At 71.6% G+C, this 14,373-nt stretch carries 12 protein-coding genes and 1 pseudogene; 2 read left to right on the top strand and 11 right to left on the bottom strand.

Features of this window, described 5'->3' with window-relative positions; all coding sequences use genetic code 11:
• Positions 1–2 precede the first annotated feature (2 nt).
• The 4 genes from LX83_RS36880 to LX83_RS36865 form a co-directional block, all read right to left on the bottom strand.
• Complete coding sequence (locus tag LX83_RS36880; RefSeq protein ID WP_253780649.1) at positions 3–431, bottom strand: roadblock/LC7 domain-containing protein; 429 nt, start codon at positions 429–431, stop codon at positions 3–5.
• 143 nt (positions 432–574) lie between these two features.
• Positions 575–3,277, bottom strand: a complete 2,703-nt coding sequence (locus LX83_RS36875) for a sensor histidine kinase (protein ID WP_253780647.1) — start codon at positions 3,275–3,277, stop codon at positions 575–577.
• A 318-nt stretch (positions 3,278–3,595) separates the two neighbouring features.
• Complete coding sequence (locus LX83_RS36870) at positions 3,596–4,462, bottom strand: putative RNA methyltransferase (RefSeq protein WP_253780645.1); 867 nt, start codon at positions 4,460–4,462, stop codon at positions 3,596–3,598.
• A gap of 73 nt (positions 4,463–4,535) precedes the next feature.
• Positions 4,536–5,330 (bottom strand): alpha/beta fold hydrolase, encoded by a 795-nt coding sequence (locus tag LX83_RS36865; RefSeq protein WP_253780642.1) that lies wholly within the window; start codon positions 5,328–5,330, stop codon positions 4,536–4,538.
• A 59-nt stretch (positions 5,331–5,389) separates the two neighbouring features.
• Between LX83_RS36865 and LX83_RS36860 the strand changes: the two genes are divergently transcribed.
• A complete protein-coding gene (locus tag LX83_RS36860) occupies positions 5,390–5,764 on the top strand; it encodes a MerR family transcriptional regulator (RefSeq protein ID WP_253780640.1) in 375 nt (124 codons plus the stop codon).
• Between the two features lie 70 nt (positions 5,765–5,834).
• On the opposite strand, the gene LX83_RS36855 is transcribed toward LX83_RS36860, so the two are convergent.
• The 4 genes from LX83_RS36855 to LX83_RS36840 form a co-directional block, all read right to left on the bottom strand.
• Positions 5,835–7,076, bottom strand: a complete 1,242-nt coding sequence (locus tag LX83_RS36855) for a PQQ-dependent sugar dehydrogenase (protein WP_253780638.1) — start codon at positions 7,074–7,076, stop codon at positions 5,835–5,837.
• A 306-nt stretch (positions 7,077–7,382) separates the two neighbouring features.
• Entirely contained in the window at positions 7,383–8,444 is a 1,062-nt protein-coding gene (locus LX83_RS36850) for an alcohol dehydrogenase catalytic domain-containing protein (RefSeq protein WP_253780636.1), read from the bottom strand.
• A gap of 87 nt (positions 8,445–8,531) precedes the next feature.
• Positions 8,532–9,728 carry an MFS transporter gene (locus LX83_RS36845; protein ID WP_253780634.1) on the bottom strand — a complete coding sequence of 399 codons (1,197 nt, stop codon included), beginning with the start codon at positions 9,726–9,728 and terminating at the stop codon, positions 8,532–8,534.
• A complete protein-coding gene (locus LX83_RS36840) occupies positions 9,728–10,729 on the bottom strand; it encodes an NAD(P)/FAD-dependent oxidoreductase (protein ID WP_253780632.1) in 1,002 nt (333 codons plus the stop codon). The genes LX83_RS36845 and LX83_RS36840 overlap by 1 nt, the downstream gene beginning before the upstream one ends.
• A 92-nt stretch (positions 10,730–10,821) precedes the next feature.
• Here LX83_RS36840 and LX83_RS36835 point away from each other — a divergent pair, with 92 nt between their 5' ends.
• Complete coding sequence (locus LX83_RS36835; protein WP_253780630.1) at positions 10,822–11,400, top strand: helix-turn-helix domain-containing protein; 579 nt, start codon at positions 10,822–10,824, stop codon at positions 11,398–11,400.
• A gap of 14 nt (positions 11,401–11,414) precedes the next feature.
• Here the strand turns inward: LX83_RS36835 and LX83_RS36830 are convergent, their stop codons facing one another.
• The 3 genes and pseudogenes from LX83_RS36830 to LX83_RS36820 form a co-directional block, all read right to left on the bottom strand.
• Positions 11,415–11,708 (bottom strand): zinc finger protein, encoded by a 294-nt coding sequence (locus LX83_RS36830; RefSeq protein ID WP_253780628.1) that lies wholly within the window; start codon positions 11,706–11,708, stop codon positions 11,415–11,417.
• The gene (locus LX83_RS36825; protein WP_253780625.1) at positions 11,705–12,115 is read right to left on the bottom strand and encodes a hypothetical protein; all 411 of its coding nucleotides are present in this window, start codon (positions 12,113–12,115) and stop codon (positions 11,705–11,707) included. The genes LX83_RS36830 and LX83_RS36825 overlap by 4 nt, the downstream gene beginning before the upstream one ends.
• 499 nt (positions 12,116–12,614) lie before the next feature.
• Positions 12,615–13,775 (bottom strand): annotated as a pseudogene (locus tag LX83_RS36820) (helix-turn-helix domain-containing protein); the annotation flags it as partial.
• Between the last annotated feature and the right edge of the window lie 598 nt (positions 13,776–14,373).

Genomic DNA, 14,373 nt, shown 5'->3' with positions numbered 1-14,373 from the left:
GGTCACGCGCGCGCGTCGAGCGGCGGTTCCGCGTTCACGTCGGTGCGGGCGGTGGACACCAGGTTCGCGCCGACCTGCTGGACCATGACGTTCATCTCGTAGGCGACCATGGCCATGTCGGCGTCGGCGGCGGCCAGCAGCGCCAGGCAGGTGCCCTCGCCGGCCGCGGTCACCACCAGGAACGCCCGGTCCATCTCCACCACGGTCTGGCGCACCTGGCCCTTGTCGAAGTGGCTGCCGACACCTCGGGCCAGGCTCTGGAACGCCGAGGCCATCGCCGAGAGGTGTTCGGCGTCGTCCTGGGACAGGTTGTTGGACCGGCCGATGAGCAGGCCGTCGGCCGAGAGCACCACGGCCTGTTCCGCCCCGACCAACCGTCGCACCAGGTCGTCCAGCAGCCAGTCCAGATCTTTCGCGTTGGGGTTGGCCATGGGCTCGTGTCCGCCTTCTTCGTCTGAATTCGTCGGTTCGTCGTGCTTGCGGCCCGGTGTCGCCGGCTGGGCCGGGCCGCTTTCCCATCAATACCCCAGATCGCCGGCTGCCGTTGCGCGTTCGGCCCGTCCTGCCCGGGACGTCACTGCTGTTGGTCGGGTGGTGCGCTGCCGGGAGGTGCGCTGTTGGGGGGCGTGCTGCCGTGACGACCCTGCCTGGTTCCGCGCAGCAGCGCCGACATGGTGTCCCTGGCCTGTTCCGGCGTGCGGGTTCGGTCCGAAGGGGACGGTGCGGGGGCTGGCCGGTCCAGGTGCGCGTCCAGTTGCGGCGCCAGGTTCGCCTGCCGCCGCCGGCGCGGCAGGGGCGGCTTGGCGTGGTTGGGGTAGGCGACGGGCTGCCCCTTGGCGGGCTGGGCCACCGCACCGCTCGGTGTGGGGCGGGCGTCGGTGGTCGGTGTGGCGTCCCGCCGGGACGGTTCCCCGGCGGGCCGTTCGCCCGCGGGCGGGTCCCCGGCGGGCGGTTCCTCGGCAGGTGGTTCCTCGGCGGGCCAGTCCACCGCGGTGTCGTCGGTCGCGTTCCGCTGGGTGGCGGCCGGCGGTTCGGCGGCCGGCGGTTCGGCGACCGGCGCGGTGGAGGCCGGCGCGGTGGAAACCGGTGCGGTGGGGGTCGGTACGGTGGGAGCTGACGAGGTGGGTGCGGTGAGCGCGGCGACGCGCTCGGCGATGTCGGACCGGTTGAGCGGCGTGGTCTGCTCGGGTGGCGGCGGCGCGGCGACCGCGGCCCTGGCCGGCGGGGTGCGGCGTTCCCGGCGCGGCAGGCCGGAACCGGTGGAACTGACCGAAGTGGACGGTTGCGCCCCGGGCCCGGCCGACCCGGTGTTGGCCGACCCGGTGTTGGCCGGCCCCGTGTTGACCGGCCCGGTGGCGATCAGGGTCGACGGCAGCAGCACGACGGCGTGCACCCCGCCGTAGGCCGACTCGCTGAGCGTGACCGCGATCTGGTGCCGCTTGGCCAGGTGGCCCACGACGAACAGGCCGAGGCGCATCTGCCTGGACAGCGCCATGTGCTGGAAGTCGGGCGGGTTGCGCAGGGTCTCGTTGAGCCGGGCGCGCTCCTCCTCGGCGATGCCCAGACCCCGGTCCTCGATCTCGATGGCGACGCCCTTGGCCACGAGGTTGCCGCGCACCTCCACCCGGGAGCTGGGTGGCGAGAACGAGGTGGCGTTGTCCACCAGCTCGGCGATCAGGTGGATGAGGTCGGCGACGACCGCGCCCTGGATCGCCACGTCGGGCAGGCGGACGGCGTTGGCCCTGGCGAAGTTCTCGGTCTCGGAGATGGCGCTGCGCACGATGTCCTCGAGGGACACCGGGTTGCGCCAGCGCCGGCCGGGTCGCTCGCCGCCCAGGATCACCAGGTTCTCGGCGTTGCGCCGGGCCCGGATCACCAGGTGGTCCAGTTGGAACAGCAGCTCCAGGTGCTCCGGGTCCTCCTGCTTGCGCTCGGCCTCGTCGAGCACTTCGAGCTGGCGGCGCACCACCATCTGGCTGCGGTGGGCGATGTTGAGGAAGACGGCGTTCATGCCGTCCCGGGTCTTGGCCTCCTGGCTGGCCGCGAGCACCGCGCTGTGGTGCGCCTTGTTGAAGGCGTCGGCGACCTGGCCGATCTCGTCGGCGCCGTGGTCGAGCAGGACCACGTCCGGCTCGGCGGCGTGCTGCTCCCCGGACCGCAGTTGCTCGATCACCCTGGGCAGGTGCTCGTCGGCGAGCCGCAGGGTGTCCGAGCGCAGCCGCTTGAGCCGCCGGACCAGCCGGTTGCACATCCGGATGGCGATCACCACGACGGCCACCGCGGCGACCAGCATGACGATCCCGGCCACCACGGCCTCCACCAGGCTCTGCCGGGTGCTGTTCTCCGCGGTGTCCAGCGCGAACTGGTGGTGTTGCCGCCACAGGTCGAGCAGGCCGGTGGACACCTCGGTGGCGGCGTTCTGCCAGTCGGCGACGCTCAGCGGCAGGGCGCGGTCGTCCCGGCCAGGGCCGGGGTTGGGGCCGCGGCCGAGGATGGCGTTCTCCATCAGGCTCAGCCGCTGCCAGGCCGGGCTGGCCACGAGCTTGCCGTAGGCGGCGCGCTCCTCGCCGGTGAGCCGGGACTGCAGTTGGGCCGCCTGGACCTGGTAGGTGCTGACCTGCAGGGCGTACTCGCGAACGTCCCCGGCGGACAGTCCGCCGGCGCTGACCGAGGACACGGCCAGGGCGTTGCCCTTGGACATCGCCTCGGCCGCGTAGAACAGGCTGGCCGCGGTCAGCTCCTCGGTGGTGGTCACCGGGTCCGGCGCGGTGCGGGCGATGCCCTCCAGGCCGATGCCGATGACCTGGATGAGCTGGTTGTAGTAGGTGTAGACGTCCCTGGGCGGCATGCTGCCGGTGTCCACCCGCTGGCGCGTCCTGGCGAGTTGGGCGAACGACTGGTCCAGCGAGTCGACCGCGCCCTTGATCGCGTCCGGGTTGAGGTCCACCAGCACGCCGGCGATCTCCTGGAGCCGGGCCAGGGTGTTGTCCACGTCGCGCCGCTGGTTCTGCAGGTTCAGGGTGGCCTGCCGGTCGCCGGTGAGGCTCAGCAGGCTGAGCCGGCGCTCCTCACCGACCTTGCTGATGAACGAGACGGCCGGCCCGACGGATTCGTGAACACGGTTAACCCAATTCTGGTTCGAGATTCCCTGGGCGACCAGATAACTGAACGCGCCAACGCCGAGAAGCAACATGCCGATGCTGGGGATGAGCGCGATGGCCAGGACCTGTGCCCGGATGCTGCGACCAATGCCAAGCCATTGCGAGAAAAACTTCATCAACCAACACTCCGGGCTGCGGCGGCGAACGAGATGCGCGCGACTGGTCAGGCATGATCAGGTCCGAGCGTCGCAGCACCCTATCGTTTCGACCACTACCAGCCGCAAGGGTGAGCACAGCGCGACCGATTACCGTATCGACACATTTTTTGATCATGACCGCCGAACGCGATCGCGCCTACCCACTGTGTCGCTTCGACCACGGCTGGTTCAATCCCCGGCCACTGGAACGATTCCGCACCCATTGCCGTTCCAGCGACTATCCATAGTGGACGCTTAATTCGGGCGGATCCGGATCGGGGCCGCGCCCGCGGCCGGCTACGCGCGGTAGGCGGCCACCGAGACCGAGGCGGTCACCGCGGTGCGCTCGGCCAGCCCGGCGACCCGCTCGCGCAGTTCCTCCGCGCTGGTGTGCCTGGCGCTGGGGCCCATGCCGGCCAGCGCCTCGACGTCGTGGCGCGCCAACGACATGGTGAACTCCACGGTGCGCCGGTCCAGCGGCGTGAAGTGGGGCAGCAGCGTGGCGTCGAGCCGGTCCCGCTTGTTCTCGGCCACGCTGAGCAGCCCCAGGGTGGACACCAGCTCGGTGAGGTGGTTCGGGTTGGGCGCGACCACCAGCAGCACCCCGCCCGGGCGCAGCACCCGGTGGATCTCGGCGCCGTTGCGGGGCGCGAACACGTTCAGGGCCAGAGCCGCCGCGCCGGTGCGCACCGGCAGGGACCGCCAGGTGTCGCACACGGCCGCGCCGGCCCTGGGGTGCGCGCGGGCGGCGCGGCGCAGCGCGTACTTGGAGACGTCCAGGGCCAGGCCGACCCGGTCGGGCAGCCGGTCGAGCACGCGGGCCAGGTAGTGGCCGGTCCCGGCGCCCACGTCGACCACGCCGCCGGCAGCCGCGGCGGCGTCGACGGCCGGGGCCGCCAGGGCGCGCGCCGACTCGGCCGCCAGGCACTCGGCGATCGGGTCGTAGTGGCCGGCCCCGAGGAAGGCCGTCCTGGCCGCCACCATGGCCGCGGTGTCCCCGGTGCCGGTGTGCGCGTTGCCGGGCAGCAGGCTGACGTAGCCCTGCCTGGCCACGTCGAACACGTGCCGGTTGGGGCAGCGCAGGGCGGTGCCCGGCGCGGGGGTCTGGGTCAGGTCGCCGCCGCAGTGCGGGCAGCACAGCATCCGCACTACCTCGGCACGCACAAGACCTCCACCTGGCACAGCACGCGTCCAGCCTACGAGCCGGCCGGCGCGCACCGGCCGGCCACCACCCGGCTCAGAGCTGGTGCTCGCGCAGGAACTCGGCGATCACGGTCTGCCACTCGGTGGGCCGCTCGGCCATGAGCATGTGCCCGGCCGCGATCTCCACCAGGCGCGCGCCCGCGATGCCCTCGGCCAGGGCCACCGAGTTGGCCGGCAGCACCAGCTGGTCCTCGGTGGTGGCCACGACCAGGGTGGGCACCCGGATGCCGGCCAGGTCGGCACTGGTGTCGGTCCGGCTGGCCAGCTCGACCTGCTCGGGGGTGCCCTCGGGCAACCCGGCTGCGGTCTCCCGCAGGATCTCGTCGAGCTGGTCGTCGCTCAGGCCGGCGCGGAAGGTGGCGCCGAGCCCGACCAGCGTCACGAACCTGGCCAGGTTGGCGCGGTCCGACTCGGCCAGCAGCCGCAGCCACAGGTCGGCGGCCAGCCGGAGGTGGGCGTCCGGCCGGGTCCAGCCGGCGGTGAGGACCAGGCCGCGCACCCGCTCGGGGTGGCGGGCCGCGGCCCGCACCGCCAGGGTGGTGCCCAGGGAGTAGCCGAGGATGGTGACCTGGTCCACGCCGGCCGCGTCGGCCGTGGCGATCAGCTGGTCGGCCAGCTCGTCCAGGTCGAGCGGGGTGCTGCTGCGCGGGGTGCGGCCGGCGCCGGGCAGGTCGGGCGCGATCACCGTGTGCCCGGCGGTCAGCTCGGCCATGAGGGGTCCGTAGTTGGCGTCGATGCCGCCACCGGCGCCGTGGGCCAGCAGGAGGGCGGGGCCGTCGCCACGCACGGTGTGGGCCAGCTCGACTGTCCGTTGTGGAATCGTGCTCATGACCCGGACGCTAAACTCTGTCATCGATGTGAAGGTCCACGGATTGTGAGGCGCGTCCCATGCGGATCGGTGAACTGGCCAGGCGCACCGGGGTGAGTCCACGGCTGCTGCGCTACTACGAGGAACAGGGCCTGCTGGCGCCGGAGCGCACCGCCAACGGCTACCGCAGCTACAGCGCGGACGCGCCGCTGCTGGTCACCCAGATCCGCGGCCTGCTGTCCGCCGGCCTGCCCACCGAGGTGATCAGGGACATCCTGCCGTGCGCGCGGGGTGCCGAGCCCGAACTGGAGCCCTGCCCCGATCTGATGGCGACCCTGCGCGAGGAGCTGGCCGGCATGGACGCGCGCATCGCCTGCCTGCGGCAGAACCGCGACGCCCTGGCCCGCTACCTGGACACGGCCGCGCGCCGGGCGAACGCCGGCAACGTGGCCTGAGCCGGCGGTCCCGGACACGGCACCGTCCCCTGTCCGGGCGCGGGTGGCGGACAGGGGACGGTGGCCCGGGTCAGCGCTTGGCGAACGAGACCGCGTACAACTGGCCGGGCAGGTCGTTGGCCAGGTACAGCTCACCGGCGGCGTCCACGCCGAACGTGGTGGGCTGGATGGGGAACTCGCCGATGCGCGCGCTCTGGTGGGTGCCGTCGGCGTTGGCCCGCACCGCCCACGCGGTGTTGGAGCAGTAGTCGGTGGCCACGTAGGTGCCGCCGGCCAGGTCGGCGAACCGGGCGCCGCGGTAGACGAACCCGCCCACCACCGCGCATCCGTCCACAGAGGTCTGGTAGGCGAACACCGGCTCGACGTACCGGGAGCCGCTGAAGCACTGGTTGGCGTCGAACTGGGCCGGTCCCTCCCGGCAGGACCACCCGAGGTTGGCGCCGCCCTGGGTGCGGGACAGGTGGTCGACCTCCTCGTAGGCGCCCTGGCCCACGTCGGCGATCCACAGCGAGCCGTCCTTGGCGTCGAAGGAGAACCGCCACGGGTTGCGCACGCCGTAGGTCCAGATCTCCGGGCGGGCCTTGGCGTTGCCGACGAACGGGTTGTCCGAGGGCACGCAGTAGCCCCGGCCGCCGCAGCGGCGCTGCACGTCCAGCCGCAGGATCTTGCCCAGCAGCGTGTTCAGGTTCTGGCCGCTGTCGAACGGGTCGCCGGCGCCGCCGCCGTCGCCGATGGCCCAGTACAGGTAGCCGTCGGCGCCGAAGGCCAGCTGCCCGCCGTTGTGGTTGTCGTAGGTGGCGTGCTCCTGGGTGAGCAGCACCTCCTCCCGCACGGTCGAGCCGCCCAGGATGAACCGGGACAGGGTCACCGCGCTGGACGGCAGCGCGGTGTAGGCGGCGTACAGGGCGTGGTCGGTGGCGAAGCGCGGCGAGGTCGCGATGCCCAGCAGGCCGCGCTCATTGCCGGAGTTGTCCACCCGGTCGGTGATGTCCAGCACCGGGGTGGCGGCCAGGCCGGTGCTCGGGTGGTACGCGCGGACCCGGCCCGGTTTCTCGGTGACGAACAGCCGGCCGCTGCCGTCACCCGCCGGCGCGATGGCGGTGGGCCGCTGCAACCCGGAGGCCACCAGGGTGGTGGTGACGGTCAACTGGTCCAGCGGCACCGCCGCGGGCCTGCTGGTGTCGGCGGAACCGGACCCGGAACCGGGCGCCGGACCGGCGCTCGCCGCGGTCGGCCCGGCCACGCTCAGCGCCGCGGTCGCGGCTGCCGCGCTGAGCAGGGCCAACCAGGACATCCTTGAGCGTTGTGGCATATCGCCTCCTGGGAGATGCCAGACAAGCCGCGCCCACCGTTGATCGTAGGGGCTGTGCCGTGTCCGACTTGCCCCGTTCGGGCCACGCCGACCTGGGACGGTCAGCCCAGTACCGGCGATGCCACTCCGCCCCGGCCCACCGAGCACCCGCACTCCCCCACCCCGCGAGTCGACTTTGCAAACCCCCCGAGTTGACATCTCAGGCAGGGCCGAACGGGTGAACAACCCCCGCGCGGCCAGCCGAACGGGTGAACGCCCCCGCGGCCGGCAGCCGGCCACCCCCGGCGCCGGCCCCGCCTGGGCCGGTCAGAACTCGTTGATGACGACCACGCCCGTGGTGTCGTAGGACGCCATGGCCGCCAGCACATCACCGCACTCGGCCAGGGACACGGTGCGGGACACCAGCTCGCCAGGGGCCAGCCGCCCCGCCTCGATCATGCCGAGCAGGGTGTCGAAGCGCTGGCCCTGCATGCCGAAGGCGCTGAGGAACTCCAGCTCCTTGACCATCATCACGTCGATCGGCAGCCCGATGACGCCGTCCTCGGCCTTGGTGGTGTGTCCGGTTTGGACGTGCCGGCCCCGGGTGCGCAGCGACAGCACGGAGTTGCGGCACGTCTCCGGAACGCCCACGGTGTCCAGCGACACCTGGGCGCCGCCGCTGGTCAGCGTGCGCACCGCCGCGACCGGGTCCTCCCGCGCGGCGTTCACGGTGTGCGCGGCGCCGAGTGCACGCGCGGCGGCCAGCTTGTCCTCGGTGATGTCGATCGCGATCACCTGGGCGCCCACCGCGGCCGCGACCTGCACGGCGGACAGCCCGGTGCCGCCCCCGGCGCCGTAGACGGCCACCCACTCACCGCCCCGGACGCGGGCCTGCTCGACCACGCCGCGATACGCGGTCATGTACCGGCAGGCCAGGCTGGCCGAGTCGACGAAGCTGACCGAGTCGGGCAGCCGGACCAGGTTGACGTCGGCGTGCCGGGCGACCACGTACTCGGCGAAGGCGCCCCAGAACGAGACACCGGGGACCAGGGTCGCGCCGTGCAGGCAGACGTGCTGGTCACCGTTGCGGCACATCTCGCAGCTGCCGCAGCCGGGGTTCATCGGGTAGGTCACCCGGTCGCCCGGTTTCCAGTTCCTGACCTCGCTGCCGACCTCCTCGACCGTGCCGGAGAACTCGTGCCCGAGCACGAACGGCGGCTGGATCTCCGGGCCACCGGTCCAGAAGTTGCCCGACCACAGCGCCCAGTCCGTCCGGCAGATGCCGTTCGCGCCAACGCGGATGATCACCGCGTCCGGTGGACACCGCGGATCGGGCACTTCCCGAACCACCAGCGGCTTGTTCAGTTCCTCAACGACAGCGGCACGCACCGCGGCTCCCTCCAGACGATCATCCGATAGTACGGATACTTACGAACAGTTCGCCTGTCTGTCAACAGTGGAGCGGTAGCCGAACCGTCAGGTCCGCCGTGCCCGGTCGAGCAGGATGACGGGCACCGCGACCGCGGCGAGGACCGCCCCGATCACGCAGACCGAGGTCAACGCGGCCCCCCGGGTGAGCGCGGCGGCCGCGAGCACCGGGGTGGTGCTGATGCCCAGCTGGAACGCGGACACGGTGGTGGCACCGGCCAGGGTCGGCGCATCGGCCGCGATCGCGAAGACGCGCCCGTAGATCGCGGGATTCAGCACGAACGCGGCAACGCCGAGCAGGAAGACCGTGGCCACCACCGCCCAGGCCTGCTGGATCACCACAGCCAGCACGACCGACAGGCCCACGATCGCCACCGCGCCGGTGAGCAGGGCCAGGTGCGGGCGCCGGTCGGCGACGCGACCACCGACGGACAGACCGAGGAACGCGCCGACCCCGAACAGGGCGAGGATCGCCGGAACCCAGACCTCGGGGATGGCGGTGATGTCGGTGAGCATCGGGGCCAGGTAGTTGAAGGTGATCATGTACGCGGCGGTGGTCAGGACCGTGATCGCGTACATGCCCCACAGCAGTGGTTTGCGCATGGTGGCGAGTTCCCGCGACACACTCGGCCGGGCGGCCGCCTCGGGGACCGCACCGCCGGCCGGCAGCCCGAGCAGGCAGCCGACGATTCCGGCGACCGTCAGGACCACCACCGCCCAGAAGCCGCCGCGCCAGTCGGTGAAGTGGCTGAGCAGCGTGCCCGCCGGACCGCCGGCGACCATGGCCACGCTGAGCCCGCTGACCACCACGCCGGAGGCGCGGGCGTTGCGGTCCGGCGTCACCAGGCTGATCGCCGTCACCGACGCGACCGCGAAGAAGCCCGCGTAGGCGATGCCCGCGATCGCCCTGCTCACCAGCAGAACCGGGTAGTCGCCCAGCAGTCCCGCGGCGATGCTGGCGGCGAACAGCCCCTGGGTCGCCACCAGCGCGGTGCGCCGCGGCCAGTGCAGGCTGAGCACGGCGAACGGCGGCCCGCCGAGCACCACACCCAACGCGAACGCGGTGATCAGGAACCCGGCCGAGGAGAGCGTGACGTCCAGGTCGGTCGCCACCGCCGGCAGCACACCGGCCAGCAGGAACTCCGCGCTGCCCATCGCGAACAGGCTGAAGCCCAGCAGGTACACGCCGATGGGCAAGCTGCCGGAGCGACCGCTCCGGGCGGTTTCCGTGCTCGCGGCGGCCATCAGCGCACACCCCCGCGCCGCGGCTGCCCGCCCGGGACGGCGGCGGACATCTCCTGGTCGAGCAGCCAACCGGTCATGTTGATGGCGGCGGACACGCCCGCGGCCGCCGCCGCGATGACCTGGGCCCTCGGCTGCACCACGTTCCCGGCCGCCCAGACCCCGGGCACGTCCGTGGCGCCGTGCGGGTCAACGGCGACCAGTCCGGTCACCGGGTCCCTGCCCGCGCCCAGTGCGCTCAGGACCGCGTCGTGGGGCACCGGGCGCGGTGCCACGAAGATGACGTCACACCTGACCGTCCCGCCGTTGTCGAGTTCGATCGCGACCGGGGGTCCGCCCGGGTTGCCGGTGCTCGTCGCGACGCGCGTGACGTGCGCGTCGACCAGCCGCACGCCGTAGGCCGTGAGGCGGTCCCGCTCGGTGGCGCTGACCTCGGTGCCGTTGACGCAGAACGTCACCGACGAGCTGTAGCGGCGCAGCAGCGCGGCCAGGTGCTTGGCCACCGCGCCCACGGCACCGCCGATCACGGCGATGGCCCGCCCCCGCACCTCGTAGCCGTGGCAGTGCGGGCAGTGGTGCACCTCGGTCGCCCACCGCTCGGCCAGCCCGGGGATGTCGGGCAGCTCGTCGGTCAGCCCGGTCGCGACCAGCACCGACCTGGCGCGCACGGCCCGGTCGTCAGCGAGCCGCAGCTCGAACGTGCCGTCCGGCGCGCGGCGCGCGGCAACCACCGATCCCGGCAGCAGGGTCCCGCCGTAGCGGCTCAGCTCGTCCCGTCCTGTCGCGACGAACTCGCTCGGCGCCATGCCGTCCCGGGTCAGGTACCCGTGCATGTGGTCGGCCGGCCCGTTGCGGGGCTGGCCGCCGTCGACGACCAGCGTCGCGAACTGTGCCCTGGTGAGCACGATCCCGGCTGACAGGCCGGCGGCCCCACCACCGATGACAACGGCGTCCCACGGTTGCGCCTCCGCCGATCCGCCGCGCGTCTGCGATGTCGTGTCCACTTCGGATCACCTCCGTCGACAGGATCGGCAGGCCGGACGTTTTCGACAAAGACCGTTGCCGATTCCGGGACGGATTGGTTGGCTGCGGTCTCATGGACGAACAACCGACCGTCGGTGCCGCGATCGAGCAGATCGCTCCTCGGCTGCGCCGTGCCCGCGAGAAGCGCGACGTCAGCCTGGCCGACCTCGCCCGCGCCACCGGCATCTCGACCAGCACCCTGTCCCGGCTGGAATCGGGCCAGCGCAAGCCGAGCCTCGAACTCATCCTCCCGATCACCGCCGCGCTCGGCATCCCGCTCGACGAGATCGTCACCGCACCCCGGATCCTCGATCCCCGCGTGCCGCAGCACCCCACCAGCAAGGACGGTCGCGTGCTGATCCCGTTGTCACGCCACCAGGGTGAGCCGCGCGCGTACAAGATGACCATCCCCGCCCACGACAGCGAGCCCCACCTGCGGACCCACGCTGGGTACGAGTGGCTCTACGTGCTGCGTGGCCGACTACGCGTGACCCTGGGCGACCAGGACTTCACCATGGGGGCCGGTGAAGCGGCCGAGTTCGACTGCCAGATCCCGCACTGGTTCGGCGCCACCGGACGCGGCAGCGTGGAAGTGCTCAGCCTCTTCGGAAAGCAGGGTGAGCGCATCCACCTCCGCACGTCACGGCGTTGACGCGGGGGTGCGTGTCAACCGGGTGCCGGCGTCCAGCTGCCGCTGCGGCTCGACAGGTCGCCGGCCGGGTGCGGGCCGGGCTCGGGTCCGAGGTCCGCGCGGGACACGTGGGTGCGGCCGCGCGCCCGGTCGTAGCAGGCGAGGCACGTGGGCCACAACCACTCCAGTTTGGACGGTTCGCCGCAGGAGCGGGTGAACGGCCGGTGGCACAGGGTCTCGCCGGGCTGGCCGGGCTGGAGTTCGCCGGGGATGGCGTGCCGGCCGCCGTCCACCGGCCACCACCGGAACGTGTGCCGCGCGGCGGTCACGTCGTGCTCACCTCCTGCCTGACCAGCACTTCGGCCGCCCGCACGCAGCTCTCGCAGGCGTAGGCCGACTCCGGCCTGGCCACGGCGTCGGACAGACCGTGGCCGCACAGCGCCTGGAACGTGCGCCCCCTGCCGACCTCGCCAGCGGGGATGACGTGCGCCCCACCGTCCACAACGGACCGGCGCATCACGTACCGAGGTTCGCCCCCGGGGCCCGGCTGGCTGACCAGGTAGCACGCCGGACACCAGGTGGCCTCGTCCCTGGTGGGGCGCGGGTACGCGGTGATCAGCGTGTCGGCGAGCTGGATGCCGCAGATGGCCCGGTAGAACCCGGGCTTGTCGGGCAGCCAGGCGTGCACCCGCTGCGCGGCGAAGGTGGAGTGCCCGTACTTCACCGTGTTGGTCACGTCGGTCTCCTCGTGTCCGTTGTGGACATCACGGAGTGGTGTGGACATCACCACCCCGTTTCTGTTGTGGCGGGACAGCAGGACGGGAGCGCCAGCGCGTCGCGCAACCGTCCCGCTGCCCCGAGGGGCGGCATCGACGTGGGGAGGCATACGCCACCACCGCCCGGGGATCGCCCGATGGGCGAGAGTTGAAGGCACAGGCCACGGGGACAGCGCGTGCTCGTGACCAAGAGGTCAGGCGGCCGCGCACCAGTCACTCACGCAGGCACAACGCGAGTGGCGGCCAGCCGTAAAGCGCGACCATCGATCGCCGCTGTCACCAGGACATTCGCCGGCAGACCACCGCGTTTCGAGATTGCCGAGAAAACAACCCGCGCATCGAATATTGACCAGGCAAACATTACCCCCGCCTCTCTGGTCGGACACGTCGATGCGCCATTCAACCTAGAGAAGGCGGCTAGCTGCAGGGGGGACACGTTGTCCCCCTAACTTCCTGTCCCTAGACAGCTATCTGGAGTCGGTGGGCGACTTCGACGGCTTCGGCGCGAAGCGGGCCACGGCCGGCCGCCGCGATATCCGAGACAATCTCCCGAGCGGAAACGTTGAACCGCACGGCTTCGGGCGAATACCGCTCAGCTTGCAGCAGTGGAAGCAAGGCAGCGTTGTCCCGCTTCTGGTGGTAAGCGCGGGCGACGTTCACCAGGTGACTGGCCGCCCAGAGCCGAGAAGGGACCTTTTCAACCTGGAACGAGTCAGAGTGCCGGATCGCCTCACCGTTGTCACCCAGGCACACCGAGAGAACCGTCTTGTGCAGATCCACGAAAGAACGGCCAAACAGGTGCCACGGGTGGGCGTAATTCTTGGGCAAGCTGGAAACCACGCGATCAGCCTGTTCCCAGTAGGTCCACGCGGAGGCGTCGTGGTTGTACCTGGCAGCGGTCGAGGCACGGCACATCTGCAACACGCCCCACAGCGCGCGCACCTCGTCGTCACCGTCCGCCAGCAGGGGCTCCAGTTCGTCCACGACCAGGCGAAGCATGTCCAGCGCCTCATCCGCGCGCCCTGCTGAGCGCAGCACGTGGGCGTAGTAGAAGACCCCGGTCGCACGCGCAACGAGGTCGTCGGCGGCCTCACCGGTTTCCAGTCCCCGGACCGCGGACAACCACACCCACTGCGACGCGTCCTGCTGCCACGCGAAAAATGCCTGCGCGAGGTGGTAAACGGCGGCCAGGGCGACCTGTGCCGTCCGGCGATCACTGCCCTGGTACGCCGCCACAGCCGCTCGCCCGGTAAGAATGAGCGTGGGAAGCACCGCTCCGGCATCGCTTCGCTGAGTAGGGCTCAACTGCCAGTTGCGCCAGGCCGCATCAACGGCCGCCACATAGTCCGCGACGGGCGTGGGCTCGGCGTCCTGAATGAGATATGCCGAAAGAGCATGGCTGACTGCCGCCGCCTGCGGATGTGTCGGGCGGTCCACCACCTTCAGCGGAGCCGAAAGATCCGTCCCGTAGATTTCCGACAGATCCGTCACGCCGAGCAGCCGGGCGAGCTTCACCGCTGCGGGCAACGGCAGACCGCGCTTGCCCGCCTCGATGAGCTTGAGCCAGTCCTCGGATTTCCCAACAAGTCCCGCCACAACCGCTCGGGATTTCCCTGCCCTCTCACGAAGTCGTCAGACCCGGCGGCCGACCTCGGCCCGCGTGTCTTCGTTCGACATGTCCACCTCACCAGATGGGGAAGAGCACTTCCCCTCACGGTACCGGCTGTTGTGACCCACACCGCACCGATGCGATCCTCGCCGGCCCTCACGGACCAGCGCTGCACCGGCGCGAGTTGTCCGAGACCACCCGGGACAAGTTGCGATCCCCGCCAGCCCTCACAGGCCGACGCTGCACGAACCCCACCCCACTACCTGCTCGGCAAGATCGCGTTGCGATCCTCGCCGGCGCTCTCGGGCCGGCGCTGCCCCGGTACTGCTCCGCTTCCCGCTGCACGTCGAGGTTGCGATCCTCGCCGGCGCTCTCGGGCCGGCGCTGCCGGGCTGCGTGCTGCTGGTGGCCATCTCCTGGGACAGGTTGCGATCCTCGCTGGCGCTCTCGGACCGGCGCTGCTTGGGGCCGGGGCGGTGCTCGGCCCCAACTATGTGGGCGTTGCGATCCTCGCCGGCGCTCTCGGGCCGGCGCTGCTCCGTCGTCTACGACGAGACCCGCGAGTTCCTCGGGTTGCGATCCTCGCCGGCCCTCGCGGGCCGGCGCTGC

The organism is Goodfellowiella coeruleoviolacea (genome assembly GCF_024171785.1).
Lineage (GTDB): Bacteria > Actinomycetota > Actinomycetes > Mycobacteriales > Pseudonocardiaceae > Goodfellowiella > Goodfellowiella coeruleoviolacea.
This window is presented reverse-complemented; position numbering and strand designations above follow the sequence as displayed.

Bases quoted from the DNA above. Each gene is read 5' to 3' on its own strand.
- LX83_RS36880 (WP_253780649.1), bottom strand. From the start codon at position 431: ATGGCCAACCCCAACGCGAAAGATCTGGACTGGCTGCTGGACGACCTG.
- LX83_RS36875 (WP_253780647.1), bottom strand. From the start codon at position 3,277: ATGAAGTTTTTCTCGCAATGGCTTGGCATTGGTCGCAGCATCCGGGCA.
- LX83_RS36865 (WP_253780642.1), bottom strand. From the start codon at position 5,330: ATGAGCACGATTCCACAACGGACAGTCGAGCTGGCCCACACCGTGCGT.
- LX83_RS36860 (WP_253780640.1), top strand. From the start codon at position 5,390: ATGCGGATCGGTGAACTGGCCAGGCGCACCGGGGTGAGTCCACGGCTG.
- LX83_RS36855 (WP_253780638.1), bottom strand. From the start codon at position 7,076: ATGCCACAACGCTCAAGGATGTCCTGGTTGGCCCTGCTCAGCGCGGCA.
- LX83_RS36845 (WP_253780634.1), bottom strand. From the start codon at position 9,728: ATGGCCGCCGCGAGCACGGAAACCGCCCGGAGCGGTCGCTCCGGCAGC.
- LX83_RS36835 (WP_253780630.1), top strand. From the start codon at position 10,822: ATGGACGAACAACCGACCGTCGGTGCCGCGATCGAGCAGATCGCTCCT.